The 26,332-nt window shown below is 63.9% G+C and carries 26 protein-coding genes; 11 read left to right on the forward strand and 15 right to left on the reverse strand.

Annotated features, from left to right (window positions below):
- The first annotated feature begins 1 nt into the window (after position 1).
- Both purH and G4G27_RS24415 read left to right on the forward strand, forming a co-directional pair.
- Positions 2-1,585 carry a bifunctional phosphoribosylaminoimidazolecarboxamide formyltransferase/IMP cyclohydrolase gene (gene purH, locus G4G27_RS19385; RefSeq protein WP_183110150.1) on the forward strand — a complete coding sequence of 528 codons (1,584 nt, stop codon included), beginning with the start codon at positions 2-4 and terminating at the stop codon, positions 1,583-1,585.
- A gap of 50 nt (positions 1,586-1,635) precedes the next feature.
- Positions 1,636-2,034 carry a putative immunity protein gene (locus G4G27_RS24415; RefSeq protein WP_345940655.1) on the forward strand — a complete coding sequence of 133 codons (399 nt, stop codon included), beginning with the start codon at positions 1,636-1,638 and terminating at the stop codon, positions 2,032-2,034.
- Positions 2,035-2,041: 7 nt separating this feature from the next.
- Here the strand turns inward: G4G27_RS24415 and G4G27_RS19395 are convergent, their stop codons facing one another.
- The 6 genes from G4G27_RS19395 to G4G27_RS19420 all read right to left on the reverse strand — a co-directional run bounded on the left by G4G27_RS19395 (position 2,042) and on the right by G4G27_RS19420 (position 11,325).
- Complete coding sequence (locus G4G27_RS19395) at positions 2,042-3,562, reverse strand: lipopolysaccharide biosynthesis protein (protein ID WP_183110152.1); 1,521 nt, start codon at positions 3,560-3,562, stop codon at positions 2,042-2,044.
- Positions 3,559-6,312 carry a DNA polymerase I gene (gene polA, locus G4G27_RS19400; RefSeq protein WP_183110153.1) on the reverse strand — a complete coding sequence of 918 codons (2,754 nt, stop codon included), beginning with the start codon at positions 6,310-6,312 and terminating at the stop codon, positions 3,559-3,561. The genes G4G27_RS19395 and polA overlap by 4 nt, the downstream gene beginning before the upstream one ends.
- A gap of 89 nt (positions 6,313-6,401) precedes the next feature.
- Positions 6,402-7,118: a 2OG-Fe(II) oxygenase gene (locus G4G27_RS19405; protein WP_244624425.1), complete on the reverse strand. Its 717-nt coding sequence runs from the start codon at positions 7,116-7,118 to the stop codon at positions 6,402-6,404.
- A gap of 78 nt (positions 7,119-7,196) precedes the next feature.
- Positions 7,197-8,708, reverse strand: a complete 1,512-nt coding sequence (locus G4G27_RS19410) for a hypothetical protein (RefSeq protein WP_183110155.1) — start codon at positions 8,706-8,708, stop codon at positions 7,197-7,199.
- 123 nt (positions 8,709-8,831) lie between these two features.
- Entirely contained in the window at positions 8,832-10,226 is a 1,395-nt protein-coding gene (locus G4G27_RS19415) for a mannosyltransferase (RefSeq protein ID WP_244624426.1), read from the reverse strand.
- A 109-nt stretch (positions 10,227-10,335) separates the two neighbouring features.
- Positions 10,336-11,325, reverse strand: a complete 990-nt coding sequence (locus tag G4G27_RS19420; protein WP_345940656.1) for a serine hydrolase — start codon at positions 11,323-11,325, stop codon at positions 10,336-10,338.
- Between the two features lie 52 nt (positions 11,326-11,377).
- Between G4G27_RS19420 and G4G27_RS24240 the strand changes: the two genes are divergently transcribed.
- Positions 11,378-11,572: a hypothetical protein gene (locus G4G27_RS24240; RefSeq protein WP_244624753.1), complete on the forward strand. Its 195-nt coding sequence runs from the start codon at positions 11,378-11,380 to the stop codon at positions 11,570-11,572.
- A 59-nt stretch (positions 11,573-11,631) separates the two neighbouring features.
- On the opposite strand, the gene nadB is transcribed toward G4G27_RS24240, so the two are convergent.
- Both nadB and G4G27_RS19430 read right to left on the reverse strand, forming a co-directional pair.
- On the reverse strand, positions 11,632-13,218 hold the full coding sequence (gene nadB / locus G4G27_RS19425; RefSeq protein ID WP_183110158.1) for an L-aspartate oxidase: 1,587 nt from the start codon (positions 13,216-13,218) through the stop codon (positions 11,632-11,634).
- Positions 13,219-13,290: 72 nt separating this feature from the next.
- On the reverse strand, positions 13,291-14,214 hold the full coding sequence (locus G4G27_RS19430) for an ABC transporter ATP-binding protein (RefSeq protein ID WP_183110159.1): 924 nt from the start codon (positions 14,212-14,214) through the stop codon (positions 13,291-13,293).
- A 91-nt stretch (positions 14,215-14,305) separates the two neighbouring features.
- Here G4G27_RS19430 and G4G27_RS19435 point away from each other — a divergent pair, with 91 nt between their 5' ends.
- From G4G27_RS19435 to G4G27_RS19470, 8 genes are all read left to right on the forward strand, one after another.
- Positions 14,306-14,539, forward strand: coding sequence for a zinc-finger domain-containing protein (locus G4G27_RS19435; RefSeq protein ID WP_183110160.1), 234 nt, complete (start codon positions 14,306-14,308; stop codon positions 14,537-14,539).
- A 19-nt stretch (positions 14,540-14,558) separates the two neighbouring features.
- On the forward strand, positions 14,559-15,989 hold the full coding sequence (tldD, locus tag G4G27_RS19440; RefSeq protein WP_183110161.1) for a metalloprotease TldD: 1,431 nt from the start codon (positions 14,559-14,561) through the stop codon (positions 15,987-15,989).
- Complete coding sequence (locus G4G27_RS19445) at positions 15,986-16,804, forward strand: arylamine N-acetyltransferase (protein WP_183110162.1); 819 nt, start codon at positions 15,986-15,988, stop codon at positions 16,802-16,804. Before tldD ends, G4G27_RS19445 begins: the two co-directional genes overlap by 4 nt.
- Positions 16,804-17,793: a DUF5996 family protein gene (locus tag G4G27_RS19450; RefSeq protein ID WP_244624427.1), complete on the forward strand. Its 990-nt coding sequence runs from the start codon at positions 16,804-16,806 to the stop codon at positions 17,791-17,793. The genes G4G27_RS19445 and G4G27_RS19450 overlap by 1 nt, the downstream gene beginning before the upstream one ends.
- On the forward strand, positions 17,777-18,328 hold the full coding sequence (locus tag G4G27_RS19455) for a pyridoxamine 5'-phosphate oxidase family protein (protein WP_183110163.1): 552 nt from the start codon (positions 17,777-17,779) through the stop codon (positions 18,326-18,328). The genes G4G27_RS19450 and G4G27_RS19455 overlap by 17 nt, the downstream gene beginning before the upstream one ends.
- A 2-nt stretch (positions 18,329-18,330) precedes the next feature.
- Positions 18,331-18,534, forward strand: a complete 204-nt coding sequence (locus G4G27_RS19460) for a DUF2007 domain-containing protein (protein WP_183110164.1) — start codon at positions 18,331-18,333, stop codon at positions 18,532-18,534.
- A 151-nt stretch (positions 18,535-18,685) separates the two neighbouring features.
- Positions 18,686-19,024, forward strand: coding sequence for a P-II family nitrogen regulator (locus tag G4G27_RS19465; RefSeq protein ID WP_183110165.1), 339 nt, complete (start codon positions 18,686-18,688; stop codon positions 19,022-19,024).
- 14 nt (positions 19,025-19,038) lie between these two features.
- Positions 19,039-20,487 (forward strand): ammonium transporter, encoded by a 1,449-nt coding sequence (locus G4G27_RS19470; protein WP_183110166.1) that lies wholly within the window; start codon positions 19,039-19,041, stop codon positions 20,485-20,487.
- Between the two features lie 95 nt (positions 20,488-20,582).
- Here G4G27_RS19470 and G4G27_RS19475 read toward each other — a convergent pair whose 3' ends face one another.
- Genes G4G27_RS19475 through recQ form a run of 7 tightly spaced genes read right to left on the reverse strand, consistent with a single transcriptional unit; the run spans position 20,583 to position 26,329 of the window.
- Positions 20,583-20,765 carry a hypothetical protein gene (locus G4G27_RS19475; protein ID WP_183110167.1) on the reverse strand — a complete coding sequence of 61 codons (183 nt, stop codon included), beginning with the start codon at positions 20,763-20,765 and terminating at the stop codon, positions 20,583-20,585.
- Between the two features lie 17 nt (positions 20,766-20,782).
- A complete protein-coding gene (locus tag G4G27_RS19480) occupies positions 20,783-22,369 on the reverse strand; it encodes a GMC family oxidoreductase N-terminal domain-containing protein (RefSeq protein ID WP_183110168.1) in 1,587 nt (528 codons plus the stop codon).
- Positions 22,303-23,283 carry a sterol desaturase family protein gene (locus G4G27_RS19485; RefSeq protein WP_183110169.1) on the reverse strand — a complete coding sequence of 327 codons (981 nt, stop codon included), beginning with the start codon at positions 23,281-23,283 and terminating at the stop codon, positions 22,303-22,305. The genes G4G27_RS19480 and G4G27_RS19485 overlap by 67 nt, the downstream gene beginning before the upstream one ends.
- A gap of 10 nt (positions 23,284-23,293) precedes the next feature.
- On the reverse strand, positions 23,294-23,683 hold the full coding sequence (locus G4G27_RS19490; protein WP_183110170.1) for a hypothetical protein: 390 nt from the start codon (positions 23,681-23,683) through the stop codon (positions 23,294-23,296).
- Positions 23,680-24,111: a TIGR01244 family sulfur transferase gene (locus tag G4G27_RS19495; RefSeq protein ID WP_183110171.1), complete on the reverse strand. Its 432-nt coding sequence runs from the start codon at positions 24,109-24,111 to the stop codon at positions 23,680-23,682. The genes G4G27_RS19490 and G4G27_RS19495 overlap by 4 nt, the downstream gene beginning before the upstream one ends.
- Entirely contained in the window at positions 24,108-24,569 is a 462-nt protein-coding gene (locus G4G27_RS19500; RefSeq protein ID WP_183110172.1) for a hypothetical protein, read from the reverse strand. The genes G4G27_RS19495 and G4G27_RS19500 overlap by 4 nt, the downstream gene beginning before the upstream one ends.
- On the reverse strand, positions 24,566-26,329 hold the full coding sequence (gene recQ, locus G4G27_RS19505; RefSeq protein WP_183110173.1) for a DNA helicase RecQ: 1,764 nt from the start codon (positions 26,327-26,329) through the stop codon (positions 24,566-24,568). The genes G4G27_RS19500 and recQ overlap by 4 nt, the downstream gene beginning before the upstream one ends.
- Positions 26,330-26,332: the final 3 nt, after the last annotated feature.

Genomic DNA, 26,332 nt, shown 5'->3' on the forward strand with positions numbered 1-26,332 from the left:
CATGACCAGCATTCCCATCCGCCGCGCCCTGCTTTCGGTGTCGGACAAGACCGGCATCATCGATCTGGGTCAGGCGCTAGCCCGTCACGGTGTCGAACTGGTCTCGACCGGCGGCACCGCCAAGGCGCTGCGCGATGCCGGACTCGATGTGCGCGACATCAGCAACCTGACCGGTTTTCCGGAGATGATGGATGGCCGGGTCAAGACGCTCCACCCCAAGGTCCATGGCGGGCTGCTCGCGGTGCGTGACGATCCCGCGCATGTCGCATCGATGGCCGAACATGACATCGGCGCGATCGATCTGGTGATCGTCAACCTCTATCCGTTCGCGCAGACCGTCGCGAAGGGCGCCGACCGGCCCGAGATCATCGAGAATATCGATATCGGCGGCCCGTCAATGGTGCGCTCGGCGGCCAAGAACCACGCATTCGTCGCGGTCGTCACCGATCCGTCCGACTATACCGCACTTATATCCGAAATGGATTCATCAGGCGGTGCAACGACGATCGAGCTGCGCAAGCGCCTCGCCGCGCGCGCCTTTGCCGCAACCGCGGCTTATGACGGCATGATCGCCAGCTGGTTCGGCTTTGCCGACCAAGGCGAGGCTTTCCCGGAAACGCTGCCGATCACGCTGAAGCGTAGCGCATCGCTGCGCTACGGCGAAAACCCGCACCAATCCGCTGCCTTCTACAGCGCGACTGGTCCGCATGCGAAGGGCATTGGCCAGGCACGGCAAGTGCAAGGTAAGGAGCTGAGCTATAATAATCTCAACGACGCCGATGCCGCACTCGAACTGATCGCGGAATTCCGCGATGCCGCGCCGTCGGTGGTGATCGTCAAGCATGCCAACCCATGCGGGGTCGCGTCGGCTGCGACATTGGAAGAGGCCTATGCCGCCGCCTTTGCGTGCGACACGGTATCAGCGTTCGGCGGGATCATCGCGCTCAACCGCCGGCTCGACGAAGCGACCGCGCGGGCGATCTCGGGCATCTTCACCGAAGTCGTCGTTGCGCCCGATGCCGATGAAGCGGCACTGGCGATCTTCGCGGCGAAGAAGAATCTGCGCCTCCTGCTCACCGGCGACCTGCCCGACGCGGCGCGGACTGGATTGCAGGCAAAGTCGATTACCGGCGGCTGGCTGGTCCAGACGCGCGATAACGGCGCTACGCCGGAACTGAAAGTGGTGACGAAGCGCGCGCCGACCCCGGCGGAACTGGCCGACTGTCGCTTTGCCTGGACCGTCGCCAAGCACGTCAAGTCGAACGCGATCGTCTACGCCAAGGATGGTTCGACCGCCGGCATCGGTGCGGGCCAGATGAACCGACTCGAATCCGCGCGCATCGCCGCCTGGAAGGCGAAGGACGCGGCAGACAAGGCGGGCTGGACGACGCCGCGCACGATTGGCTCGGCGGTGGCTTCCGACGCCTTCTTCCCCTTCGCCGACGGCCTGCTCGCCGCGGTCGAGGCGGGAGCGACTGCGATCATCCAGCCCGGCGGCTCGATCCGCGACGACGAAGTCATCGCGGCGGCGGATGAGGCGGGGCTGGCGATGGTCTTCACCGGCATGCGCCACTTCCGACACTAGGTCAGATCGGCCTTCGCATAACAGGCATCGGATCGAAAGGCGGGTTCGGAATGACGACGCAAGCTTCTCCAGATCCGTGTGATCGGCAACCCATCCAGCGCAACTCGGGCCGACACCGGGCGGTTGCCCTGACCGCGGCACACGAAGCGGAAGCCGTTCTGTCGCTGTTCGAAGCCGAGCATCCGAATGACGGTCGACCGCGCATGGCGATCGAAGCGATCCGCGGTTGGGCCAGCGGACGGCGCGAACTCAGCCTGGCCGAAGTGCGCAAGCTTTCTCTCGGGTCCCATGCCGCCGCACGCGAAGCTTCATCATCAGCGGCCCGGTTCGTGGCGCGCGCGGCAGGCCAGGCGGTGGCGACATGGCATGTGCCGACCCATGCAACGGCGGTCCCCGCTTATGCCACCAAAGCAATCGCCGCGATGAAAACCGAGATAACGAGCCGTTAGCGCCGGCTTAGACCGGCAGCGCGCCCTCGGCCGATTCTGGCCCCGCTTTGGGAATCTTGCGAAACAGCGCGCGATCCGACGGGCCGAATGCCCATTTGAACAGCACGAATAAATAAGTCGCGCAAATCGTGGGAATGCCGATCGCCGCCTCCGCCCATTCATAGCTTTTGGGCAGTGCGGTGAAGGCGCTGCCGACCAGCCCGGCGGCCAATGCCGCCCACAGCAAGGGCCAGCGCCAGCCGGCGACACCCGCGCCGAGCAGGCGCGACAGGAATTTCGATTTGATCACCGAGGTCAGGCTGACCGACAGCAGCAGCGCGATCGCCGGGCCCGCTGCCTGATAATTGACCGGCCATCCTCCATTGCGGATCGCGAAGATCAGCGCAAAGCTGAGCACGATCTGGAAACACAGCATGCCAAGCGAGATCAGCAGGTTCTTCAACCGCGCGATATAGACCAGTGCGCTTTCACACACCGCACCGGTCGACGCCGCCGCCTCGGCCGACAATAAGAAAGCAAGCGCCGCCGTGCCTGCGACGAACTGCGGACCAACCACACCCATCACCGCTTCGCCGGGGATCGATCCCATCAGTGCGAGTCCGACTTGCGCCGCCATGATCCAGAAGCCGACCTGCTTGACCTGCGCTGCCACCGCCTCGCGGTCGTTGCGCGCGAGTGCGGTAGTGATGACCGGGCCGAGGATCGGGTCGAAACTGGTCTTGAGCTTGGCCGGGATCGAAGCGACCTGCTGTGCCATATAATAGATGCCGACCACTTTGGGTTCGAACATCACGCCGAGGATGAAGCGGTCGACGTTGCGCGTGCCCCATTCGACCGCATCGGCGCCGGCGAGCGGCATGTTGCGCCCGGCCAGCGCGAGCAGCGGGCGCACACGCGGTTTCCAGCCATGGGGGATGCCATAGCTGCGCACGAACGGGATCAGCGACGCGACCAGTGCCGCCGCCATCGACAGGATGTAGGACAGGACCAGTCCATCGCGCAGCGAATAGAAGGAGAAGGCCCAGGCCGCGGCGCTGATCGTCCACGGCTCGACGATCGCGCGGGCGGTCACTGTCGCCTTGACGTTGCGGCGATAGGCGAGCGCGGCAAGGCTGACGTCCGACCACGCGGTAGCAAAGATGATGCACGGCAGCCACCGGTCCATCCCGGTGATCGGCGTGTTGGGATACATCACCTCGGGGAACAGAATCAGCACCGCGCTGGCGATCAGTGAGACGACGAAGGCCACCGCCATCGCGTCCCACACGACATGGACATGCGGGCGCTCCGTATCCGACAGCGCCTGTGCCAGGCCGCGCTTCAGCCCGAGCGTCGCGAGCAGTGCGGCGAGCTCGACCACCACCACGGCAATCGCAAACCGTCCGACCGTTTCCGGGCCATAGACGCGACCGGCGATGAACAGGAAGGGCAGGCGCGCCGCAAGCCGCAACAGGAACCCGATGATGTTGGTCCGCCCGCCCTTGGCGAGCGCGTTGAGATCATCGATGTCCCCCGTCGCTGCGGTCAATGCGCCGCGCCCCAGCTCTTCCCGGTCCCGATCTCGATGCCGAGTGGCACGCTCAGCACCACCGCCGGTTCGGCGGCGGTGGCCATGACGCGCTCGATCACCGGTTTTGCCGCTTCGACATCGCCTTCGGGCAGTTCGAACACCAGTTCATCATGCACCTGCAGCAGCATGCGCACATCGGGCAATCCTGCTTCGAGCAAGGCGGGCCCCATCCGCGCCATTGCCCGCTTGATGATGTCGGCGCTGGTGCCCTGGATCGGCGCGTTGATCGCCGCGCGCTCGGCGCCCTGGCGCTCATGCTGGATCTTTGATTTGATACGCGGAAAGTGCGTCTTCCGGCCGAACAGGGTCGTCGTATAGCCGGTCTCGCGCACGCCTTCGGTGGTCTGGACGATATAGTTGCTGATCCCGGGGAAGCGCTCGAAATAGCGGTCGATCATCGCTTGCGCCTCCTCCGCGGTGACGTCGAGCCGGCCGGCCAGGCCCCAGCGGCTGATGCCATAGAGGATCGCGAAGTTGATCGTCTTGGCACGGCCACGCGTGTCGCGGTTCACCTCGCCGAACAATTCCTGCGCGGTCAGGCTGTGGATGTCGTCGCCATTGGCGAACGCCGCCTTCAGCGCGGGCACGTCGGCCATATGCGCGGCAAGACGCAGTTCGATCTGCGAATAATCGGCCGCGAGCAGGACATTGCCCTCTTCGGCGACGAACGCATCGCGGATCTGCCGGCCGACCTCGGTACGGATCGGAATATTCTGCAAGTTCGGGTCAGTCGAGGACAGCCGCCCGGTTTGCGCTCCGGTCAGCGAGTAACTGGTATGGACGCGGCCGGTCGCCGGGTTGATCTGCGCCTGCAACGCGTCGGTATAAGTGGATTTGAGCTTGGACAGCTGGCGCCAGTCGAGCACTTTGCGCGCGATATCCTTGCCCGGCGAGTCCTTGTCTGCCGCGATCCGCTCAAGCTCGTTGACGTCGGTCGAATAGACCCCGGATTTTCCTTTGCGCCCGCCCTTGATGCCCATGCGCTCGAACAGCACGTCACCCAGTTGCTTGGGGCTGCCGATGGTGAAGGCACCGCCAGCCAGCGCATGGATCTCGACCTCGAGCGCGCCCATCTGGTGTGCGAACTCGGTCGAGAGCTGCGACAGCTTCGCCGCATCGACCTTGATACCGTGCCGCTCCATTTGTGCGATCACCGGGATCAGCGGGCGATCGACCATCTCATAGACGCGCGTGACCTGTTCCGCCGGCAGGCGCGGCTTGAACCGCCGCCACAACCGCAAGGTCACATCGGCATCCTCGGCGGCGTAGCGCGTCGCCGCCTTCAGATCGATCTCGGCAAAGCCGCGCTGCGTCTTGCCGGTGCCGACCACATCCTTGAACGCGATGCAGCTGTGCGACAGGTGCGTCGCGGCCAGCTCATCCATGCCGTGCCCGTGCAGGCCGGCATCGAGATCGAAGCTCATCACGATCGTGTCGTCGAACGGCGCGACATCCAGGCCAGCGCGACCGAGCACGATCATGTCATATTTGAGATTGTGCCCGATCTTGAGGACGCTCGGATCCTCGAACAAGGTTTTGAGCTTCGCGAGCGCGACCGCGCGGTCGATCTGCACCGGCACCTCGGCGAACATGTCGGTGCCGCCATGTGCGAGCGGGATGTAACAGGCCCGGTTGGGTTGCAGCGCCATGCTCACCCCGACCAGTTCGGCGCGGGTCGCATCGACTCCGGTCGTCTCGGTATCGATCGCGATCCAGCCCTGATGCCGTGCCGTGGCGATCCACTCGTCCAGCGCGGCCGTATCGACCACCGTCTCGTATCCGTCATGGTCGCACGGCGGATCCTCCACCAGCGGAACCGTCTTCGGTGTCTCGACCGGCGCGTCCGCGACCGCCGATAGCTTGGCGATCAGCGATTTGAAGCCGTGATGTTCGAGGAACGCACGCAGCGGCGCATCGGGAATGCCTTGCAGCGCCAGATCGTCGAGCGGCTCGGGCAACGGCACATCGCACTTCAGTTCGACCAGCACGCGGCTCAATCGCGCCATATCGGCCTGTTCGATCAGATTGTCGCGAAGTTTGCCCGGCTTCATCGACGGCGCGGCGGCGAGTACGCCTTCCAGATCGCCATGTTCGTTGATCAGCTTGGATGCGGTCTTCGGACCGACCCCGGTCACACCCGGCACATTGTCGACACTGTCGCCCATTAGTGCGAGCACGTCACCGAGTCGCTCCGGCCCGACTCCAAACTTCTCCTGGACATGTTCAGGCCCGAGCCGTCGGTTGTTCATCGTGTCATAAAGGTCGAGCCCGGGCTCGATCAGCTGCATCAGATCCTTGTCGGAACTGACGATCGTGACCAGCCAGCCCTGCGCCAGCGCCGCTTTCGAATAACAGGCGATGATGTCGTCGGCTTCCAGCCCCTCGGTCTCGATGCACGGCAGCGAAAAGGCGCGCGTGGCGTCACGAATCATGGGAAATTGCGGAACCAGGTCCTCGGGCGGCGGCGGCCGCTGTGCCTTGTATTTATCGTATAGCTCGTTGCGGAAGGTGTGGCTCGACTTGTCGAGGATCACCGCCATATGCGTCGGGCCATCGGCCTTATGCAGCTCGTCGACGAGCTTCCAGATCATCGTGGTGTAACCATAGACGGCGCCGACCGGCTCGCCATGCACATTGGTCAGTGGCGGCAGCCGGTGATAGGCACGGAAGATATAACCGGAACCATCGACAAGATAGAGATGAGGCATGGCCGGGGAATAGCCGTAACCTGCGAGCGGCACAAAGCCTTTAGCTGGGCGCTTTAGCGGGCGCCTTTCGCTCGCCGCTGTTGCGACGCTCAAGCTGCGTCGTGGAAGATGATCCCCAAAGTGTGCCGCGCACCCGAGCGCAAGGTGGATACGCCGTGGCGCATCGTCACGCGGTAATCGCCGCGCCCGCCCCGCACCGGCCGATGGTTGACCGCGAAGACCACCGCGTCGCCCTGTCGGAGCGGCACCACCTCGACGCGCGACTGCATGCGCGGGCGTTGTTCGGTCAACACGAAATCGCCGCCGGTGAAATCCTGTTGTGGTCGCGACAACAGGATGGCGACCTGCAGCGGGAAGACATGCTCGCCATACAAATCCTGATGCAGGCAATTATAATCGCCCGTTCCGTAGCGCAGGAGCAGGGGCGTCGGTCGCCTTTGTCCCGCCGCATGGCACCGTGCCAGGAAATCGTCATGGCGGTCCGGGAAACGAACATCGCTCCCCAGCCGCTCGACCCATCTATTGGCGATAGGCTGTAGTCGCGGATACAGTGCGGCGCGCAAGGTCGCGACGAACGGCGGCAACGGATAAGCGAAATAACCATAGGCACCGCGGCCAAAGCCGTGCCGTGCCATCACGATCCGGCTGCGGAACAGCGCGTCGTCGTTATAGCCGGCGGCAATGGTGGCACAGGCTTCGGTATCGAGCAGGCCGGGCAACAGCGCACAGCCGCCCGCATCGAGTGCGGCGTCCGTCCCCGGCCAATCCTGCGCGGCGATCCGCGCGTCGATCTCATCGATGTTCATGCCGACTCGCATCGCACGGCATTCTTAACGCGGAACTCTGCCGCTTGCGCTCAAACCGTCAAACCGAAAGCGCCTCTGCTATAAGTGCTGTGCCCGGCAAGTGCCGATCCAGCAGGGCAGTTCCCAGGCAAGGCGTGTCCTCCATCGGGCGACCGGCGCGACCGGCGCTGGCGATGTGAACGGCGGGGTCGGACCGGGTCCGCCCTGCGGCCAGTGGAGACCGGCAATGCCGTCCGGGTACCACCGGATGCCAGGGCCGAAATCCCGGCTGAGCGCAAGCAAGCGGATGTGGCCGTGGTCCAGCACTTGTCGATATTCGAAGACATTCCGCATTGGCCCGGCCGGGTCGGTCGTTGCGGATCTCGCGAAATAGATCGTGCCCCAGTCGGCATTTGGCGGTGCGATGACATCGATCCGCCGTGCGGGCTCGTCGGGTCCGGCAGGCACGGCGACGAGGCGCAACCCGGTCAGCAGGAATGTCCCCGCTATGACGGCAATGGCGTAGCGGGGCGCCGCGCGTGCGTCGCGTATCAGCAGCCACGCCATCAGCCCCAGCAGCGGCAGGAGCCATTTGAAATAATGGAGGCCGTTGAAGCGCCACAATCCGGTCGGCAGCAGATCGATATAGGCGGCAAAGACCATGATATAGCTCGCCGTGGCGAGCAACAGACAGGCTGCATAGCTGTGGCGCCGCGAGTCATCTGCCCGGCGGAGCAGGACGAAGAACGATCCTGCAAGTCCAAGCACGATCCACGGAATCCTGGTGAGCAACCCGGTGCCCTGGGGAAACCAGGGCGCGGGATCGACGAACAGGATCGACATCTTCCAGCCCAGATCGGCGAAATGCGTGCCGATCTCCATGGACAGTCGCGTATAATCGCTCGGTACGGCGCCGTAGATGGCGAGATGAAGTGCGGCGTAGCCAAGGATCGGCGCTGCTGCGGCGGCGAGCGCTGCGGTGATCTGGCGCCAGCCCAGCATGCCGCGCCGCGCGAGGATGATGGCGACCGACAGGCAGAGCGTCGTGGGCACGACCATATCGGCCGGCCGGGCGAGCGGAATCATCGCGGCGACGAAAGCGAAGCCCGCCGCATCGCGTGGCCGCGCCGGCGACTGGGCAACGATTAGGTCGCCGGTCCGCGCCATCAACCACCAGATCAATGCGGCGGACAGGGTCGAGGTCCAGGGCTGGACCCAGGCCTGCCATAGCTCGGGCGGCCAGGCGATGCTCAACAGCAGGATGATCAGCGCCGCACGCATGCCGATGCCGAGATGTGCTGCCACGCGGATCAGGGCATACACCAGCATGGCGACGCAGATCAGATCGAGCGGCAGGAACGGGTTGCCCGGCAGCAGCGGTACGAACGGCACGGCCAGCAGCGGATAGAGCAGGGGATACCAGTGGCTCGCGGGCGAAAGATCGCCCTGCGCCAGGGCAAGTGTGGAACGCAGATACTGGCTCTGATCATACCAGGCGTGCCACGACGACCCGGTCACCAATTTTATCGGCCCCGATTTGAGCATGCAGAGCAGCAGATAGACCAAGGTAGCGATCAGCGCCGGGTGCCAGTGCCGCAAAACAGCGCTCAACCGGCTCGGTCGAGCCTCCCGCCCATAATCCATCCCATATCCCCCGGTTACGATGGGATACAGGATCGCGTCGCCGGCGCAAGACGGACTGCCGCTCCGCGCTCATTCGCGACGCGAACGCGCTCAGTGGCCGGCGCTCTCCATGATGGCATTGATCTCGAACCGCTCCGGCGCGGCGGTCGGGCAGCCACCTGCGCGCCGGTAGACGCAGAATTCCATCGGCGCCCCCTTTCGGCCGGGCGCGCAATAGGTCAGGCGGTAAGCCGGGCCGAGCGCGGCGCCGGCGGCAAGCGGCGCGATCGCGACATTGAACGAGGCGCGCCACGGGGCCGCTTCGGCCGTCGCGGCCGGGCCTGAGAAATTATAGATCGGCGTCTGGCGACCATAGAAACTGTAGTTCGCGGGCGCCGGCGGTTTGGGACTGAAGAACCCCAGACCGCACGCCGCGGGATCGGCCCCCGCCACGCGTATCGCGAGCAGGATGGTGCGATGCGCTTGCCATAATTTTTGGGATGTTCCCGATACAGCGGCAATGCCGGAACATATCGCCCACGCCGCGATCATACCGATAGTCGTCCATTTCCCAGCCCGCGGGCTTGCGTTACGCGTTACGCGGGCCAGCAGGTCGCCACTGCCAAGGCTTGCCAGCAGGACGAACAGCGCCAGCGTCGGCAGGATGAAGCGCATTTCCTTGTGTGGGATCAGCGAATGCGCGGCGAGATGGACCAGAGCGAGTAGCAGCAACACAGGTTGGCGGCGCACGCCGACCAAAGCGAGCGTCACGATGGCAATGCTGGCAATGCCCCAATTTCGCACCGTCTGCGTTAGGTACCAATACCATGGCTCGACCCCAAACGCGGCGCTCTTGTGCTCGATCAGGTTGATGCGAAAATTCTCGATCATCCATCGGAACGGCACCTCGCCGGAAACCAGATCGACCCCCGCCGAGATCGCCAGCGCAGCGATGCCCCCGACGATCATCGGTACCCAGCGGTGCACGTCGCGACCCCCGCCGACAATCGCTAGCGTACCGACGATCGGCGCCATCTGCAGTCGTGCGCACACCGCGAGCCCGAGCAACAGACCGGCCACCGCGATGTGTCGCCGACCGGCATCGGCGCCCTTGCCGATCAACAGCCAGGCCGCGGGCATGAACAGCGACAGCGAGATCGGTTCGGACAAGGTGCGCGGGCCGTAGAACAGTAATTCGCTCCAGATCGCAGCGACAATACCGGCAATCAGCGCGTGGCGACGGCCGACCAGCGCTCCGAAACGATACCAGGCCCACACCACGCCCAGCGATCCGAGCGCACATAATAGCCGTGGCAACAGCACGGGCAGCATCGTGCCTGGCGCGATGAACTGGCCCACGCCCATCGGCCCCGCCAGCACCGCAGGGATCAGCCAGGACCGGATTCCGGCACGATATTCCCAGGCGCGCACCCATCTGCCGGTGGTCAGATAGTGTGCCGGCTCCAGATACTGCCAGAGTTCGTCGGGATGGGCGATAGCCGGCATGAAGGCGACTACGATGCGAAGCGCCAATGCCAGCAGGAGGATGACCGTCAGCGCGCGGTGGGCCGGAAGGCGAAATATGTTCCGGCCGTTCGTTGTGACCTTTGTCTCGTCAGTGATGGTTGACCACCACTGCTGCAACGACCGCCTGCATCAGCGCCTGGCGTTCGGGGATCGACTTGATCGTGTCGCCGATCATCACCGCAATGGCGTAGCTCTTGCCATCGGGCGCCATCAGCAGACCGACATCATTATAGCCGGCGGTGCGTCCGGCCAGGTCCTGGCCGGTGCCGGTCTTGTGCCCAAAGGTCCAGCCCTGTGGCACCGCGCCGCGCAGGCGCATCTTGCCGGTTTTGGACGATTCCATCGTGCCGATCAGATAGCTGGTCGAATCGGGCGAAAGCAGCCGGCCTTGTTTGAGCTTGGCCAGTGCGCCGGCGATCGCCATCGGCGCGGCGCCGTCGGGCGGGTCGGTAATATAGCTTTCGAACGCCTCAAGCCGCTCAGTCCGCGGCAAGCTCGCCCGCGCGCGCGTGAAGGCGTTGCCAACGGCATATTCGGGCTTCCAGGCGAGCCCGGCGGTCTTGGCCTGTAACAACCGCTCGCCAGGGCCGAAGCGGATATCGCCGAGCTGGTTGCGTTCGATGAACGCACGTACCACACGCGGCCCGCCGACATAACGCAGCAGCCGGTCGTTGGCGGTATTGTCGCTCATCGTCAGCGCGCGCTGCAGCAATCCGCCGATCGTTGTCTGATAACCCTCGGCCCTGACCAGCGCCGCGATCGGCTGATGGAACAGTGTCAGGTCTTCGGGCTTGACCGTGACCGGATCGTCGAGCTTGAGGCGGCCCGAATCGCGCAGGTCGAGCACCGTCATCGCCACCCACAGCTTGCTGACGCTCTGTTGCGGCAAGAGAATGCTGCCGTTGCTCTGCACACTCCAGCCACTGTCGATCGAGCGTACCGCGATACCGACGCGACCGTTAAAGCCACGGCCAAGCGTTTCGATGTTGGCGACCAACGCCTGTGGCGCGGTCACCTCAAGCGGCGCCGACGGTGGAACGGGAACGACGACTTGATAGGGTGGGCGATAGGCTGGCACCGGCGCTGTCGGGCGCGCGGCAACGATACGTGATTGAGGGCGAGATGGGGGTATGGCGGTGCTGCACGATGCCACCACCACAGAGATGAGCGCGATCGCCGCCAATCGACCCCGCCCCGAATTCAACACGCCGTCAATAGAGAGTCGTTCAGTCACACATGATGCCCCGTCCCCGAGCATGAGACTTTATAACCATAATTTTGTTGCGAAATCCCTGATGGCCAAGATTGCGGTGAAACGCCGCTGACACGCGGTGGGACGGTGCCATGGCTATCCGCGGCAACCCACTGACTCTGAACGCGACTTTCAGGGAATCAAAACCGTGTCGATCGCCTCGGGCAGCATCTCGGGATAATCGAGCGTGTAATGCAGTCCGCGCGATTCATGGCGGTGCAGCGCCGAGCGCACGATCAAATCGGCGGTCTGGAGCAAGTTGCGCAGCTCGATCAGGTCGGGGGTGACGCGGAAATGTCCGTAATAATCATTTACTTCCTCGGTCAGCAGGCGGATGCGATGCTGCGCGCGCTCGAGCCTCTTGGTGGTGCGGACGATGCCGACATAATTCCACATGAAACGGCGGATCTCGGTCCAGTTCTGCTTGATGACGACTTCTTCGTCCGAATCCTCGACCCGGCTCTCGTCCCAGGCGCGGATCGGCGGCGGTTCGGGCAGTTCGTCCCAATGTGCGTTGATATGCTTTGCCGCCGCCTCCCCGAACACGAAGCATTCGAGCAGCGAGTTGGACGCGAGCCGGTTGGCGCCGTGCAGGCCGGATTCGCTACACTCGCCGGCCGCATACAGGCCGGGCAGGTCGGTCTTGCCGTCGAGATCGATGACCACGCCACCACAGGTATAATGCTGCGCCGGCACGACGGGGATCGGATCCTTGGTCATGTCGATGCCGAGGCCGAGCAGCTTTTCGTAGATATTGGGGAAATGCTCCTTCACGAAATCGGGGCCTTTGTGGCTGATATCGAGATGGACGTAATCGAGGCCGAGCCGCTTGATCTCATGATCGATCGCGCGCGCCACGATGTCGCGCGGGGCAAGTTCGGCGCGGGCATCGAAATCGGGCATGAAGCGATAGCCGGTTTCCGGGATCAGCAAATGGCCGCCCTCGCCGCGCACCGCCTCGGTGATCAGGAAGTTCTTGACCTCCAGATTGTACAGGCAGGTCGGGTGGAACTGCATGAATTCCATGTTCGACACGCGGCATCCCGCGCGCCATGCCATGGCGATGCCGTCGCCGGTCGCGCCCCTGGGGGCGGTCGAGAAGAGATAGGTCCGCCCCGCGCCGCCCGTGGCGAGGATCGTCGCGCGCGCGGTGTACAGCTCGACCAGGCCCGTCGCGCGGTTGACGGCATAGACGCCCCACACATGGCCGGAACCCGAATAGCGTTCCTCGTGCCGCCCCGTGGCGAGGTCGATCGCGACCATGTCGGGGATCAAAGTGATGTTGGGATGTTCGGTCGCGGCACGTTGCAGCGCTTCCTGCACCGCCCAGCCGGTCGCATCGTCGACATGGACGATGCGGCGGTGGCTGTGTCCGCCTTCGCGCGTCAGGTGCCTGGCGTCGCCATCCATATTGAACGGGACGCCCAAAGCGGCGAGGCGTTCGATCGCGGCGGGCGCGCTTTCGACAACGAATTCCACAGTTGCGCGGTCGTTGAGGCCCGCGCCGGCGACCATCGTGTCCTCGATATGGCTGTCGAACGTGTCGCCGGGTTCAAGCACTGCGGCGATCCCCCCTTGCGCCCAGGCGGTGGACCCCTCATTGAGCCCGCCTTTGGCGAGCACCGTCACCTTGAACCGGTCGGCGAGGTTGAGTGCGGCGGTGAGGCCGGCCGCGCCCGATCCAATGATCAGGACATCGCTTTGCTTTGACTCCGGCACGCTCACTCCGTTCTTGAGCTTATGTGTCGCTTGCGCTCGAACGCGACAACAAGCAGAGGCTGGCCCTGACCGTCAGCCGTTCGATGCCCGTGTCAGGTTCAGGAACACATCCTCGAGATCGGCTTCTCGGGTCGAAACATCGACGATGCCATAACCGTCGGCCTGCACCGCCGCGAGCACTTCGCCGGCATTGGCGATATCCTTGCGATAAGTGATGGCGAGCGTCCGGCTGCCCTTCAATTCGATCTTCTGGAAACACACTGCATCGGGAGGCGTCACGACGTCGCGATCGACTGTTACTTCGACCAGTTTCTCGGTCGCCATGCCGACCAGTTCGCGGGTCGGCTTGTTGGCGATCACCTTGCCATGGTTGATGATCGCGATGCGATCGCACAACTGTTCGGCCTCTTCGAGATAATGGGTGGTCAGCACCACCGTCACACCTTGGGCGTTGAGTTGGCGGACATAGGCCCAAAGTTGCTGGCGGAGCTCGATATCGACACCGGCGGTCGGCTCGTCGAGCACCAGTACGGGCGGTGTATGCACCATTGCCTTGGCCACCATCAGGCGGCGCTTCATGCCGCCCGACAGGGTGCGGGCATAGGCGTTGGCCTTATCCTCCAGATGCACTGCGCGGAGCAATTCCATCGAGCGGCGCTTCGCCTTGGGCACGCCATACAGCCCGGCCTGGATTTCCAGCGTCTCGACTGGTGTGAAGAAGGGGTCGAACAGGATTTCCTGATTGACGATGCCGATCGACACCTTGGCATTGCGCGGGTGCTGATCGATGTCGAAGCCCCAGATCGACGCACTGCCGCTGGTCTTGTTGACCAGCCCGGCGAGGATATTGATCAAGGTCGACTTGCCCGCGCCGTTCGGCCCGAGCAACCCAAAGATGCTGCCGCGCTCGACCTCGAGCGTCACATCGTCGAGCGCGCGCTTGCCGCCCGCATAGGTCTTGCACAGATTGGCGATCGAGATGGCGGCTTCGGTCATGTGGCTGCGATAGGCGCAGAGCCAGCCAACCTCAATCCTCCCTGTGCCAGAGAGGATTGTCGGAAACTCGTCACCTTGCTATCCGCAACTCATGATCGCCCCACCCGAAACCCTCCGCGTCAGCCATACCCGTGTCGCCTGTGACGGCGCGACCGATATTCCGGGCGGCGCGTCGCTCGGTCATCCACGCGTCTGGCTGCAGATCGACGAGCATGGTTATGTCGATTGTGGCTATTGCGATCGGCGCTTCGTGCTGATCGGTGGGCCGGCCGATGGTGCCGATCAGGCGACACTTCCCGATATCGCGTCTGGCGCGAGCCTCTAACGCCCCTATATTGCGGGGCATGACCAGTCCCGCAGACCCCCGCGCCTTTCTCTACCATGCCGGCCAGCTCGAGCCCGAAGAGGCGCAGCGCCTGACCGCGCAAGCCTTGTCCAAGGCCGACGACGGCGAGCTCTATCTCCAGTATCGCAAGGCCGAGGCGTTCGGTTTCGATGACGGCCGGCTGAAGACCGCGAGCTACGACACCCATTCGGGTTTCGGCCTGCGCGCCGTGTCGGGCGAGACAACCGCCTTTGCGCATGCCAATGAGCTGAGCGCCGCCGCGATCAACCGTGCCGCCGAGACGATGGCGCTGATCGATCCGTCGACCGGGCCCAAAGCGGGTCCACCACAGGGTACGAACCGGCATCTCTATACCGACGCCGATCCGCTCGACCTCGTGCCGTTCGCCGATAAGGTGAATCTGTGCCAGACAATCGACGCTGCCGCCCGTGCGCGCGATCCGCGAGTCGCGCAGGTCTCGGTCTCGCTCTCGGGGACGTGGAGCGTGGTCGAGATCGTCCGCGCGGATGGTTTCGTCGCGACCGACATCCGCCCGCTGGTACGCCTCAACGTCTCGATCGTGGTCGAGCAGAATGGCCGGCGTGAGACCGGCAGTTTCGGCCTTGGCGGGCGCTATCTTTACGACCAGCTGATGCAGCCCGAGACCTGGAACCGCGCGATCGACGAGGCGCTGGCGCAAGCTGTGGTCAATCTCGATTCGGTCGCCGCGCCGGCCGGCGAAATGACCGTGCTTCTTGGCCCGGGCTGGCCCGGCATTCTGCTGCACGAAGCGATCGGCCACGGCCTGGAAGGCGATTTCAACCGCAAGGGCACATCGGCCTTTTCCGGCCGGATCGGCGAGCGCGTCGCGGCACCGGGCGTGACCGTGGTCGATGACGGATCGATCGCCGATCGCCGCGGCTCGCTGTCGATCGATGACGAAGGCACACCGACACAGGAGAATATCCTGATCGAGGACGGCATCCTCAAAGGCTATATCCAGGATCGGCTCAACGCCCGGTTGATGGGCGTCGAGCCGACCGGAAACGGCCGGCGGGAAAGCTTCGCCCATGCGCCGATGCCGCGCATGACCAACACCTTCATGCGTGGCGGCAAGGATGATCCCGCCGAGCTTTTGAGTCGTGTGAAGTCGGGAATCTTTGCCAAGAGCTTCGGCGGCGGTCAGGTCGATATCGTTTCGGGCAAGTTCGTGTTCAGCTGCACCGAGGCGTACAAGATTGAGAATGGCCAGCTCGGCGCGCCGATCAAGGGCGCGACCTTGATCGGCGACGGTCCGTCCTGTCTGACCCGGGTCGAAGGGATCGGTAACGACTTCGCGCTCGATGAGGGCATCGGTATGTGCGGCAAGGGCGGGCAGAGCGTTCCCGCCGGTGTCGGACAACCGACCTTGCTCGTCGCCGGCCTGACGATCGGCGGCACGGCGGTTTGATCTTCGCACCAGAAGCGCTCGCCGCTTATTGGCGGCGCATCGGAATCGCGGCACCATCGGAGCCGGATCGTGCCGCGCTTGCCGCGATCGTTGCGGCACATACCGCGCGCATTCCGTTCGAGGGTCTTGATCCGCTGATGGGGCGCGCTGTCGATCTGGCGCCCGACGCGCTCGCCGCCAAGCTGCTGACCGGGGGGCGAGGCGGGTTCTGCTTCGAACATAATCTGATTCTGAAAAGCGCGCTGGAGGCGGTTGGCTTCATCGTCACTGGGCTCGCCGCGCGTGTGTTGTGGTACGCCCCGCCGGGTACCGTCACGCCGCGCACGCATATGGCGTTGCTGGTCGATTTGCCCGGCGGACCGGCGATCGTCGATGCGGGATTTGGCGGCAATGTGCTGACCGGTGTGCTCGACCTGGTCGCCGATATCGAGCAGAAGACACCACATGAGCCGTTCCGGCTGATCCGCGATGGCGATTATTGGGTCCAGCAGGTGAGCATCGCTGGCGAATGGCTGCCCACCTATCGCTTCACGCTCGAGCCTCAGGCGGAGATCGATTACCAATTGCCCAGCTGGTACATGTCAACCAGCCCAAAATCGCATTTCGTGTTCGGCCTGACTTGCTCCATCACACCTCCGGGCCGGCGGCTCGCGTTGCGCAACTTCGATTATTCGATCCATCATAGTGGCGGCGCGACCGAACGCCGGAGGCTGGGCAGCGCGGCGGAGATTTGCGATGTTATCGAACGGGAGATCGGCATCGCGATACCCGACCGGTCCGCGTTGTGCCGCCGTATCGATGAGGGATTATCGTGATGACGTCATGGCCCGCACTGGACTGGACCGTCTGGCGTGAGACCGCGATCGGCCTGCAGCTGCGCACTCAGATCATCGGTAAAGTGCGGCTCGCACTGACGCCGTGGCTCAACCATAGCTGGCACGTACCGCTCTATCTCACAGCTCGGGGGCTTTCGACCTCATCGATCCCCTGTGGTGAACGCATTCTGCAGATCGATTTCGATTTCATCGCCGAGCGGGTCATGCTGGCGACGAGCGATGGGGAAGTCCGCACGGTACCGCTCGCTACGGGCACGATCGCCGAATTCCATAGCGCCATTATGGCGGCACTCGCTGAGTTGGGCGTCTCGTGCAACTTCGATCCGAAGCCGAGCGAGATGCCGGATCCCGTGCCCTTTGCCGAGGATCATGTCGAACGACCCTATGATGCCGATGCGGTGCGCGACTTCTGGCGGGCAATGATCCGCATCGCGCATGTACTCGGCGAATTCCGTACCGGTTTTCTCGGCAAGGCCAGCCCGACGCATTTCTTCTGGGGCAGTTTCGACCTTGCCTCGACGCGCTTTTCCGGGCGTGACGCACCGCGCCATCCCGGTGGCGTGCCTGGCCTGCCCGATGCGGTGGCGTGCGAGGCTTATAGTCATGAGGAATCGAGTGTCGGTTTCTGGCCGGGCAGCGACGCTTATCCGCAAGCGTCCTTCTACGCTTATGCCTATCCGGCACCGCCGGGCTATGCCGATGCCAGGGTCGAGCCGGTCGAGGCCGAGTTCAATACCGATCTCGGCGAATTCCTGCTTTCCTATGATGCGGTGCGCACCGCCGCCGATCCCGACGCGGCGCTACTCGCCTTTTGCCGCTCGACCTATGATTCGGCCGCGGATCTTGGCGGTTGGGACCGCGGGGCGCTCGAATGCCCGCTCGGCCGGCCGCGGATTCCGCGGGAGTCTAGGCACAACCTTGCTATTGGAGGCTTGAGCGAAAGGGCAAGACATGGCCGAATTCTTTGATGCACTGACCGACGATCACCGCGCCTTCATCGCGCGCCAGCCGGTGTTCTTCGTTGCCACCGCTGCACCCGACGCGCGGATCAACCTCAGCCCCAAGGGCATGGATTGTTTTCGCGTGCTCGACGACAGACGCGTCGCCTATCTCGATGTCGCGGGATCGGGCAATGAAACCAATGCGCATCTGCTTGCCGACGGACGCATCACGATCATGTTCTGCGCGTTCGACAACCCCGCCTTGATCTTCCGCATCTATGGCCGGGGCGCGGCGATTCTGCCGCAGGACGATCGCTGGGCCGAACTCGCGGCGAACTTCACGCCGCTTCCCGGCACGCGTCAGATCTTCGAGATCGCAATCGATCAGGCGCAGACTTCGTGCGGCTGGGGCGTGCCGCATATGAGCTTCGAGCGTGAGCGCCAGACCCTCAGCAAATATCATGCTGCCTCGACCGATGAGGCGCGCTTCGGCAAATATGCCATCTGCACCGCCAGTATCGACGGTTTGCCGGTACGCAACCCGACGCGCCCGGCGTACTGAATATGGCGCTCGTCGAACTGGGCCGTTTCAACCGCAATGAAGCGCATATTCTGATCGGGCGGCTCGACTCCGAAGGCGTCGTCGCGATCCCCTTCGACGGCGAGGCGAGTATCGGTGACGGGAGCTACCTGTTCATTGCGGTGCGCGTGTTGGTCGATGAAGACGATCTGGCGACCGCGAAGGCGATCGTGGAGTCTGCTGCCTGATTCTCGGGCACCCCTTCGCAACTGCACAAATTTTTACCTCTGCTTAATCTCTGGCGACGCGATTCCGCGCATTTCGCCCGCGATTCCGCGTCGTTTCGACTCTGGCACGAGCATTGCTGTGTCGCTCCCGGGACAATGAAAGGGGGCGCGAATGAAGCTCGTCATAGCAATCATCAAGCCGTTCAAACTCGACGAAGTGCGCGAGGCGCTTACTGAAATCGGGGTCGCGGGCATGACCGTGACCGAAGTGAAGGGCTTTGGCCGACAAAAGGGCCAGACCGAAATCTATCGCGGTGCGGAATACAGCACGAACATGGTGCCGAAGATCAAGATCGAGATCGTCTGCGCCACCGACCTCGCCGCGCGCGTGGTCGAGACGGTGCAGGCCGCGGCGAACACCGGCGCGATCGGTGACGGCAAGATCTTCGTGCTCGATGTCGGACAGGCGGTGCGCATCCGCACCGGCGAAACCGACCAGACAGCGCTGTGATGAAGGGGGTAATGATGAAGCATGGTTTGAAACTTGCCGCCGGCGCGGGACTCGCGCTGTTTGCGGCGATGCCTGCCTGGGCCAATGCGGCCTCGGCCGTAGCCGAAGCGGCGCCCGCAGCGGCGGCAACGGTAGCTGCCGTCGTCCCGACGGATGCGATGGTCAGCAAGGGCGACGTGTCGTGGATGCTGCTTTCTTCGGCGTTCGTGCTGATGATGTCGGTGCCTGGCCTCGCACTCTTCTATGGCGGCCTGGTCCGCACCAAGAATATGCTGTCGGTTCTGATGCAGGTGCTGACGATCGTCTGCGTGGCGGGCCTCGTCTGGTGCGCCTGGGGCTATTCGATGGCTTTCACCAATGGCGGTAGCCTCAATGGCTTCGTCGGCGGCTTCTCCAAGGCGCTGCTCAAGGGCGTCGATGCGAACACATTCGCGGCGACCTTCTCCAACGGCGTCTATCTGCCGGAAACGGTGTTCGTCGTCTTCCAGATGACCTTCGCGATGATCACGCCGGCGCTGATCGTCGGCGCTTTTGCGGAACGCGTGAAGTTCACACCGCTGATCATCTTCGTGGTGGCGTGGCTGACGCTGGTCTACTTCCCGATGGCGCACATGGTCTGGTACTGGCCAGGCCCGGACTTCACCGCCGGCCTGCCTGACGATCACGGCTATCTCTGGGGTCTCGGCGCGCTCGATTTCGCTGGCGGCACCGTGGTGCACATCAATGCGGGTATCGCCGGCCTGATGGGTTGCCTCGTGATCGGCAAGCGTGTCGGTTACCAGACCGAGCCGATGCCGCCGCACTCGTTGACGATGACCATGATCGGCGCCTCGCTGCTGTGGGTCGGCTGGTTCGGCTTCAACGCCGGCTCCAACCTAGAAGCCAACAAGTTCGCCGCTCTCGCCTTCATCAACACCATGACTGCGACCGCCGCAGCGGGTGCAATGTGGGCGATCATCGAACAGATCATCCACAAGAAGCCGTCTCTGCTCGGCGCTGCTTCGGGTGTGGTCGCCGGCCTGGTGGCGATCACCCCGGCTGCCGGCTTCGCCAGCCCGATGACCTCCATCATACTCGGCGCCGTCGCATCGATCGTCTGCTTCTTCTTCGTCACCACGGTGAAGCGGAAGTTCAAATATGATGATACGCTGGACGTGTTCGGCATCCACTGCGTCGGCGGCATCATCGGTGCCCTCGGCACCGCGATCGTCGCCAACCCGGCGTTTGGTGGTCAGGGCTTTATGGACTTCACCGTCATTCCCGCGGTCGCCGGCACCTATGACATGGGCGCTCAGATCATCACTCAGGCAAAGGCGGTCGGCGTAACGCTGCTGCTGTCGGGCGGCGTCTCGCTCGTCCTGTTCCTGATCCTGAAGCATACCATTGGCCTCCGCCCGAGCGCTGAAGTCGAGCAAGAAGGCCTCGACATCAACGAACATGGCGAACGCGCCTACAACTATTGACGAGATTGGGGACCGGCTTCGGGGGAGGCCGGTTTCCAAACCATGTTCCTCCTGCGGACGACCTCAGGCCGGTGCGGCAACGCACCGGCCCTTTTTTATGTCTCGGATTGATCCTCGGACTGATCGGACTCAGCCGCGTCTTCCGCTTCGGCCCGGGCCTTGGCATCCTGCTGTTGGCGATAACGCCGCGCGGCCAGCGTCGCGCCGATGATCATGCCGCCCGGCACCAGGCATACGGTGGCGATGAGGCCAATCCGGCTCCACAATTTCTTGTCCATCCGGCGTCCCTAGCGCCTCAGGTGAGATCGGCCTTCACGAAATCGGCGCAGCGCTCACCGATCATGATCGACGGCGCATTGGTGTTGCCCGAGATCAGTTTGGGCATGATCGAGGCGTCGGCGACGTACAGCCCCTCGACCCCGCGCACGCGCAGCTTCGGATCGCACACCGCCATATCGTCCGATCCCATGCGCGCCGTGCCGACCGGATGATAGATAGTGTCGGCGCGCGCGCGGATCAGCCGTTCCAGCGCCTCGTCGTTTTGCAGGTCGATCGGGTAACGATCCTTGCCCTTATGGTTGGCCAAAGGCGGCGTCTCAAGGATGCGGTACATCGCGCGCACCCCCTTCATCATCAATTCGATATCGCGCCGGTCGGTGAGGAAAGCGGGGTCGATCAGCGGCGCGGTGCGGGCGTCGATCGATTGTAGCTTCACCGTGCCATGGCTTTCGGGGCGCAGCACGCAGACATGGCAGGAAAAACCATGGCTTTTCAGCTTGGTGCGCCCGTGATCCTCAAGCACCACAGGCACAAAATGCAACTGGATGTCAGGCGCGGGCGATTTCGGATCGAGCGTCAGGAAACCACCGGCCTCGGCATAGGGCGTGGTCATCGATCCGGTGCGCCGGCGGAACCATTCGATCACTGCGCCGGCCGATTTCAGCGTGCCGGCCAGCGATCCGCCGATGAAATAGCTGCCCTTGGTCTCGAACCCCGCGACATAATCGACATGGTCCTGCAAATTGGTGCCGACCGCGGGACGGTCGGTGCGCACCGCGAGGCCATGCTCGTTCAGATGCGCGCCGGGACCGATGCCCGACAGCATGAGCAATTGCGGCGTACCGAACACGCCGCCGGCGAGCACCACCGCACGCCGCGCCTTGATGATCTTCTCCTGCCCGTCCTGCAGATAAGCGACGCCCCAGGCGCGGCCTTCGTCGAACAGCACGCGTTCGGCGATGACATCGGTCAGGACCTCGAGATTGCGGCGTTCCCTGGCGGGTTCGATATAGGCACGCGACGCGCTCCAGCGTTCGCCGCCATGCTGCGTCACCTGGTAAAGGCCGACACCTTCCTGGCGCGCGCCGTTGAAATCCTCATTGGCCGGGATTTGCAGGTTGCGGCCGGATTCGACGAACTCCAGGCTGCCGCGATGCGGCGAACGCTGTTCGCTGACCCTGAGCGGCCCATCGCCGCCATGAAAATCGTCAACGCCGCGCTCGTTGTTCTCGGCTTTCCTGAACCAGGGCAGGACCTCCTCATAAGACCAGCCGGGGCAACCCATCGCCGCCCAATTGTCGTAATCCCACTGACTCCCACGCAGATAGAGCATGGCGTTGATCGCGCTCGATCCGCCGAGCCCGCGGCCGCGCGGCTGGAAACCGCGCCGGCCGTTAAGCCCGGCCTGCGGCACGGTTTCGAACTTCCAGTTGGTCTTGTCGTTCTGGAAGGCGAGGAAGCCGGGGATGCGGGTACGCAAACCGGTGTTGCGACCGCCCGCTTCGAGCAAGGCGACGGTATATTTCCCATCTTCGCTCAGGCGGCCCGCGGCGGCGCTCCCGCCCGATCCTCCTCCGACGACGACGATATCGGCTTCTTCCACTGCGCATCCCCCGCTCGGCGCTGTTTTTCGAGCCAGCGCTCCTTGATGATTTCCGACGTGTCGCGGCTACCGTCATGGCTCCACCCCGGCGGCATGACCATATAACCGATCTTCGCGCGCCAGCCTGGCGCTGCCCAAACGTCCCTGGCGATGCCGATCCATTCGTGGAATGCGGCCCAGATCAGGTTGAAGCTGCCGAGATTGTGCACGATGCCATAGCGTGGCCGATCGTCATCGCGCTCTGGCTCGAACGTCCCGAACATCCGGTCCCAGACGATGAACACGCCGGCATAATTCTTGTCGAGATAACGCGCATTGGTCGCGTGATGGACGCGATGGTGCGATGGCGTGTTCATCACCGCTTCGAACCAGCGCGGCATGCGCCCGATCACTTCGGTATGGATCCAGAATTGATAGATCAGGTTGATCGCCGCGACGAACACCAGCATCGTCGGCGGGAAACCGATCAGCGCAAGCGGCAGGCGGAACAGGAAGCCAAGGCTGATGAACCCGGTCCAGGTCTGCCTGAGCGCGGTCGACAGGTTATAATGCTGGCTCGAATGATGGATGACATGGCTTGCCCAGAACCAGCGCACGCGGTGCGCCATGCGATGAAAGACATAATAGGCCAGGTCGTCGATCACAAAGGCGATCACGAACCAATACCAGGCATAATCGATCTGGAAGAGGCGGTACTGCGACACCCACACCACCATGGCGAAGGTGATGCCCGCGGTCAGCGCGCCGGCCACCGTACTTCCCAGTCCGAGCGACAATGACGTCAGCGTATCGCGCGGTTCATAACGAGTCCGGTCCCGCAGTCGCGCAACGATCATTTCGATCAGCACGAGCAGCACGAAGCCGGGCACCGCGTAAGTAACCGGGTCATATTTGACAAGGAAATGCCAATCCATAACGGACTGCTTACACTCTTGTCAGCGACGCTTCCAGCCCACGCACGTCATCGTCGATCACGCCAAGCAATATGACCCGACCGAACAGCCGCTCACCGGTCTCGACCTCGACACCCTCGATCGCCGGGCGGATGTGCAGCGGCGCGAGCAGGCGGCGCGCGGCAACCTTCGCGCCATGGCGCTTGAGGACCGCGATCGCGCCATTGCCGGCGACCAGCGCGGCATTGCCGTCGCTGCTGACAATCGCTGCGCGTGCCTCGAACCCGGCGAGCATATCCTCGGCCATCTCGCGCGCCTTGGCGGCATCACTGATTCGGCTTTCGCCGAGCTTGAGCAGATGGGCGATTCCGGCGAGCCCGAGGATCGCGATCAGGCTGCCGACAAGCTGGACCCAGTTCACCGGCCCGACGCTAGCGCATCGAGCAACGGGCGAATCCCGGTCAAATCATATCCCGTGGCTGCCGCTTTCGCCATCACCGTGTCGGGGTGATCGCCCTGCTTGACCCGCGCGAGCGCCCAGAGATTGCACGATCGCGTGCCTGATCGGCAATAAGCCAGCACCGGGCCGCCCGCATCTTCCAGCGCGGTCACCATCGCATCGACCTGATTGCCCGAAAAGCCGGCATGGGTGACCGGAATCTCGGTATAGTGCAGGCCCAGTGTCTCGGCCACCGCGCGGATCGCCGCGCCGTCGGGCTGGCCGGGGTCCTCATTGTCGGGGCGATTGTTGATGATCGCGGTGAAACCTGCGCGCGCGATTTCGGTCACATCGGCGGGACTGATTTGCGGCGCAACCGAGATGCCATCGTCGATTTTGCGTAAGGTCATAGTCCTACCTTTTCATAACTCGCCAGTGCCGCTGCGACATCCGGCGACGATCGATATCGGTTTGTCAGGTCGTGCAGTTTGGCATCGATTCCGCGGCAAGTCTCGTCGACCGCTGCCGCGATCTCGTTGCGGCGCTCCGCGTCATAGGGTTCCTCACCGGCCCAATGCTCGCACTCCTCATAATTTGCGATGAAATGCTGCACGTCGCCAGGCAGGCCGCGCGCCTTGGGATAAGCGGCGAGCTGTTGTTCGTTGAAGGCGGGTGCCGCTTCGGGCGCCGCTTCGGTCACGGGGGCAAGCGCGGAAGGCGGTGTAGGGGAGGCTTTTGGGGCAATGATTATCGCCTCGTTACGCACCACCAATGCCGTGTTGGTCTCGATCGTCCCTGCATTGCCGGGCTGAGGCTCGGCTGAACAGGCACAGAGCGCCACGCTTGCGAGCAATATGGTCGTCTTCATGCCAACTCCCGGATCACTTGCAGAAACGCATCGCCATAGGCCTCCAGCTTGCGCTGGCCAACGCCGGAGATGCGGCCGAGCGCGCTGCTGTTTGCCGGCCGCGACGTCGCCATCTCGCGCAACACCGAATCGTGGAAGATGACATAGGGCGGCACGCTCGCCTCCTGCGCCAACTCGCGGCGCTTGGCGCGCAGCGCTTCGAACAGCGGATCGCCGGTCGGGTTGGCCGCTGCACTGCCGCGCCGCCGCCGCTCGCGCTTGGGTGGGATGATCAGCGACACCGTGTCGCCTTCCTTCAGAATGCCGCGCGCGCCGGGGCCGAACTCCAGCCCCCCAAAGTCATTGGCGCGGAGCGCATCGCGCAGCAGCAAGGCGCGCGCAACCGGTTTGATCAGCGCCGTTTCTTCGGGCGATGCAGCGATGCCGAACACGCCGAGTGCCTCATGCCCGTTCATCAGGCTGCGCTCGCTCGACTGGCCGGTCAGGATGCTCTCGATGTAGCCGATGCCGAAGCTCTGCCCGGTGCGGAATACCGCGGAGAGGAATTTACGCGCCACCTCGGTCGCGTCGACCGCGCTTGGTGGGGTCAGACAATTGTCGCAATTGCCGCAATTCTCCGGACTGTCGTCGCCGAAATGCTTGAGCAGGATGCGCCGCCGACACCCTGCCGTCTCGACCAGCGCGCCGAGTGCGTTCAATCGCGTGCGCTCGCCCGCCTGGCGGTGCGGTTCGACTTCCGAAATGCGCTGTCGTGCCTTGGCGAAATCCTCCGCACCCCAGAACAGATGCGCGATCGCGGGGTCGCCATCGCGACCGGCGCGGCCCGTCTCCTGATAGTAGGATTCGATCGATTTCGGCATGCCGGCATGTGCGACGAAGCGGACATCGGGTTTGTCGATGCCCATGCCGAACGCGACCGTGGCGACGATCACCATATCCTCGCTGGCGACGAAATCGGCCTGGTTGCGCGACCGCACATGCGGTTCGAGTCCCGCATGATAGGGCCGCGTCGTCCGCCCCGTCGCGGCGAGTTTCTCCGCGAGCTGCTCTACGCCTTTGCGCGTCTGCGCGTAGACGATGCCCGGACCAGGCTGCTCGGCAATCAGGTCGGCGATCTGCCGCGTCGTGTTGTCCTTGGGGCTGATCATGTAGCGGATATTGGGCCGGTCGAACCCGGCGACGATCATGCCCTCGCGCGGAATGCCGAGCTGATCGAGAATGTCCGCGCGGGTCACTGCATCGGCGGTCGCGGTCAGCGCAAGCCGCGGGATGTTCGGGAAATGATCGAGCAAGGGCCGAAGGAGCCGATAGTCGGGGCGGAAATCATGGCCCCATTCGGACACGCAATGTGCCTCGTCGATCGCGAACAGCGCAAGCGGCGCCTGGCCGAGCAAGTTACGAAAGCTCTCCCCCGAGGCGCGTTCCGGCGCGACATAGAGCAAGTCGAGCTCACCGCGCCGAAAGCGCGCGATCGTTTCCATCTGGTCGGTATCGACGGATGTCAGGGTCGCCGCACGAATGCCGATCGCCGACGCCGCGCGCAACTGGTCGTGCATCAGCGCGATCAACGGGGAAACGACCACGCAAGTGCCCGGCAGCGTCACGGCCGGCAGCTGATAGCAGAGCGACTTGCCCGCACCGGTCGGCATCACGGCGAGCGTATTCTCTGCCGCCAATACGCGATCCACCACCTGCCGCTGCACGCCACGGAATTCAGGAAAGCCGAAGGTCTGGCGCAGAATGTCGAGCGGTTCGTTCACCGC

This window comes from Sphingomonas sp. So64.6b (assembly GCF_014171475.1).
GTDB classification, from domain to species: domain Bacteria; phylum Pseudomonadota; class Alphaproteobacteria; order Sphingomonadales; family Sphingomonadaceae; genus Sphingomonas; species Sphingomonas alpina_A.